Origin of the sequence: Tepidimonas charontis (assembly GCF_007556685.1) — a bacterium.
Lineage (GTDB): Bacteria > Pseudomonadota > Gammaproteobacteria > Burkholderiales > Burkholderiaceae_C > Tepidimonas > Tepidimonas charontis.
Window position 1 is genome coordinate 1 of record NZ_VJON01000079.1, and the last position, 3,259, is coordinate 3,259.

Below are 3,259 nucleotides of genomic sequence, written 5' to 3' on the forward strand. Positions count from 1 at the left end.
CACCGAGGCGCGGATGCGCGTGTCTTCGGTGATGCGCCCGGCTTCGTCCAGCGGCACATTGAGGTCGGCACGAATGAACACGCGGCGGCCCGCCACACGGCCGGCCGCGCACAGATCGGCAAAACGCCAGAAGTTCACGATCGCTCCCCCCCCTCACAGCGACCGGCCGACCACGCGCGCCATCTCCAGGCACTTGTTGCTGTAGCCCCACTCGTTGTCGTACCAGGACACCAGCTTGACGAAGGTGGGGTCGAGCGCGATGCCGGCGGTGGCGTCGAACACGCTGGTACACGGCTCGCCGCGGAAGTCGGTGGACACCACGGCGTCTTCGGTGTAGCCCAGCACGCCCAGCAGGCCGCCCTCGGCCACCGGGCGCTGGCTCATGGCGCGCATTTCGGCACAGATGGCGTCGTAGCTGGCGGGGTTTTCCAACTCGCAGGTCAAATCCACCACCGACACGTCGCTGGTGGGCACACGGAAGGCCATGCCGGTGAGCTTTTTGTTCAGCGCCGGAATGACCTTGCCCACCGCCTTGGCCGCGCCGGTGCTGCTGGGAATGATGTTTTCCAGAATGCCGCGCCCACCGCGCCAGTCCTTCAGGCTCGGACTGTCCACGGTCTTTTGTGTGGCGGTGGCGGCGTGCACGGTGGTCATCAGCCCGCGCTTGATGCCCCATTTGTCGTGCAGCACCTTGGCCAGCGGCGCCAAGCAGTTGGTGGTGCAGGAGGCGTTGCTGATGATGCTCTCGCCCGCGTACGCGGTGTGGTTGACGCCATAGACGAACATCGGCGTGTCGTCTTTGCTGGGCGCACTCATGATCACGCGCTTGGCGCCGGCCTGCAGATGCTTGGCCGCTCCGGCGTGGTCGAGGAAGATGCCGGTGGATTCGATGACGACGTCGGCGCCGATGTCGCCCCAGCGCAGCGCTGCGGGATCGCGCTCGGCCGTCAGGCGGATGCGCTGGCCGTTGACGATGAGGGTGTTGCCGTCCACCTCGACCGTACCGTCGAAGCGTCCGTGCACGCTGTCGAAGCGCAGCATGTAGGCCAAATAGGCCGGATCGAGCAGGTCATTGATGCCCACGACGGTGATGTCGTCGGGGAAGTGCCGCAGCGCGGCGCGAAACACCATGCGGCCGATGCGGCCAAAGCCGTTGATACCAATGCGCAGGGTCATTGCAGTTTCTCCTCGGAGTCGATGAAAAGTCGAACGAATACGATGGTGACGGAACGCAGGGAGCAATCGCGGGCGCTGGCCCGCGTTCGTTGTTAGGGGTTGGCCGAGCAAGCCGACACGGCTGCGGATACTGTGCCCTTGGGCGGCTCGACGTCCGCTGCCGCGCGCGCCGACGCTGACGCCAGCGGCGGGCGTCCGGTGACGGACAGCAAGGCCGAAGAGCCAGACAGCAAGGCCGAAAAGTCCGGTACGACCCGGTCCGGGCGGGCCTCAGCAATGGGGCGGCCCATGTTGTAGCCATACGGCACGCACCAGGCGGCGATGCGGGCGCGGCGCGCGGTCTGGACGTCGATGGACGAGTCGCCCACCAACACGCAGCGGGTGCGCGCCACGCCGTAGCGCAAAAGACTGTCCTCTACCCCCAGGGGCTCGGGCTTTTTGACCGGCAACGTATCACCGCTGATGACGCGGTCGAACAGCGGCCGCAGCCCGTGCGCATCGAGCACGCGGTCGGTGTAGCGGCCCTCCTTGTTGGTCAGCACCACCAAGCGAGCGCCGGCGGCGCGCAAGGCCTGCAGCGTCGCCACCACATGCGGGTAGGGGTGGCTGCGCGTGCCGCAGCGCGCGGCGTAGTGACGAGCAAACACCGCTTCCTGGGCGGCGAAGCGGGCGTCGGCGCGCACCGCATCGGGCGCGCGGCCGGTGCGCTGGGCCAACGCTTGGATCAGCAGCTCGCGTGTACCGTGACCGATCCAGTCGCGCACCGCCTCCTGCGTCACCGGCGCCAGCCCCAGCTCGGCCAGCGTGTCGTTGACGGCGTCGGCGATCTCGGGCGCCGTCTCGACCAGGGTGCCGTCCAGGTCGAACAGCCACAGGTCAAACGGCAGTGAGGTACGCGACGGGCTCACGACAAGCACTCCAGCGCCGCCGCCGCCACGCGCTCGGCCACCAAGCCAAAATGCTCGTACAGCTTAGGGCCGGGAGCCGATTCGCCGAAGCGGTCGATGCCGACGATGCGGCCGCGCCGATCGACGTATTTGTGCCAGAAATCCGGGTGGGCGGCCTCGACGGCCACCACCGGCAGCGCGGGTGGCAGCACCGCCTCGCGCCAGTCGGCGCTTTGGCGATCGAAGACGGTGGTGCTAGGCAGCGACACCACGCGCGCGGCCACCCCCTGCTCGGCCAGTCGCTGCTGCGCCTGCAGCGCGATCGCCACCTCCGATCCGGTGGCCACCAGCACCACGCGCGCGCCCGGTGCATCGCGCAGCACGTAGCCGCCGCGCGCCATCGCCTCGGCCTGCTCGGGCTGCGTCACCGCCGGCAGGTTTTGGCGCGACAGGCACAGGGCACTGGGGCCGTCGCGCCGCTGCAAGGCCTGGGTCCACGCCACCAGGGTCTCCAGCGCATCGGCCGGGCGCCACACATCCAGGTTCGGAATCAAGCGCAGGCTGGGCACGTGCTCGATCGGCTGGTGGGTAGGCCCGTCCTCGCCCAGGCCAATGGAGTCGTGCGTGAAGACGTGCACCACACGCTGCTTCATCAGCGCCGCCATGCGCACCGCATTGCGGCTGTAGTCGCTGAAGGTCAGGAAGGTGCCACCGTAGGGAATGTAGCCACCGTGCAGCGCGATGCCGTTCATCATCGCCGCCATGCCGAACTCGCGCACGCCGTAGCTCAGGTGGTTGCCCCAGCGGTCGCGTCCAGCGATGGTGCAGCCCTTGAAGTTGGTCAAGTTCGACGCCGTGAGGTCGGCGCTACCGCCAAAGAGCTCGGGCAATGCGGTGGCCAACCGATCGAGCGCCTGTTGGCTGGCTTTGCGCGTGGCCACGGCGTCACGCTGCGCCCCCACTTCCGCCACCCAGGCGGCGACCCGCTCGGCCCAATCGGCCGGTAACTCGCCGGCCCAGCGGCGCTGCAGCTCGGCCGCCTCGCGTGGATAGGCGGTGGCGTAGGCCAGCCAGCGCTGGCGCCATTCGGCCTCGGCCTGCGCGCCGCGCGCACGCGCATCCCAGGCCGCACGCACATCGTCAGGTATTTCGAACGGCGCGTAGGGCCAGTCGAGCGCCGCGCGCGCGGCAGCGAT

The 3,259-nt window shown here is 68.8% G+C and carries 4 protein-coding genes; all 4 read right to left on the reverse strand.

Going from position 1 to position 3,259, the window contains the following annotated elements; translation table 11 throughout:
• Nucleotides 1–138 (reverse strand): phosphoglycerate kinase (gene pgk, locus Tchar_RS13305; RefSeq protein ID WP_144329462.1); only part of this gene is annotated, 138 nt, incomplete at its 3' end.
• A gap of 15 nt (nt 139–153) precedes the next feature.
• The gene (gene gap, locus Tchar_RS13310; protein ID WP_144329463.1) at nt 154–1,176 is read right to left on the reverse strand and encodes a type I glyceraldehyde-3-phosphate dehydrogenase; all 1,023 of its coding nucleotides are present in this window, start codon (nt 1,174–1,176) and stop codon (nt 154–156) included.
• 92 nt (nt 1,177–1,268) lie between these two features.
• A complete protein-coding gene (locus tag Tchar_RS13315; protein WP_236640478.1) occupies nt 1,269–2,084 on the reverse strand; it encodes an HAD-IA family hydrolase in 816 nt (271 codons plus the stop codon).
• A partial coding sequence (locus Tchar_RS13320; protein ID WP_328592051.1) for a transketolase-like TK C-terminal-containing protein occupies nt 2,081–3,259 on the reverse strand: 1,179 nt, incomplete at its 5' end. The genes Tchar_RS13315 and Tchar_RS13320, both read right to left, overlap by 4 nt.

What these genes read in the sequence shown, in the direction of transcription:
- gap (WP_144329463.1), bottom strand. Translation starts at nt 1,176, where the DNA reads ATGACCCTGCGCATTGGTATCAACGGCTTTGGCCGCATCGGCCGCATG.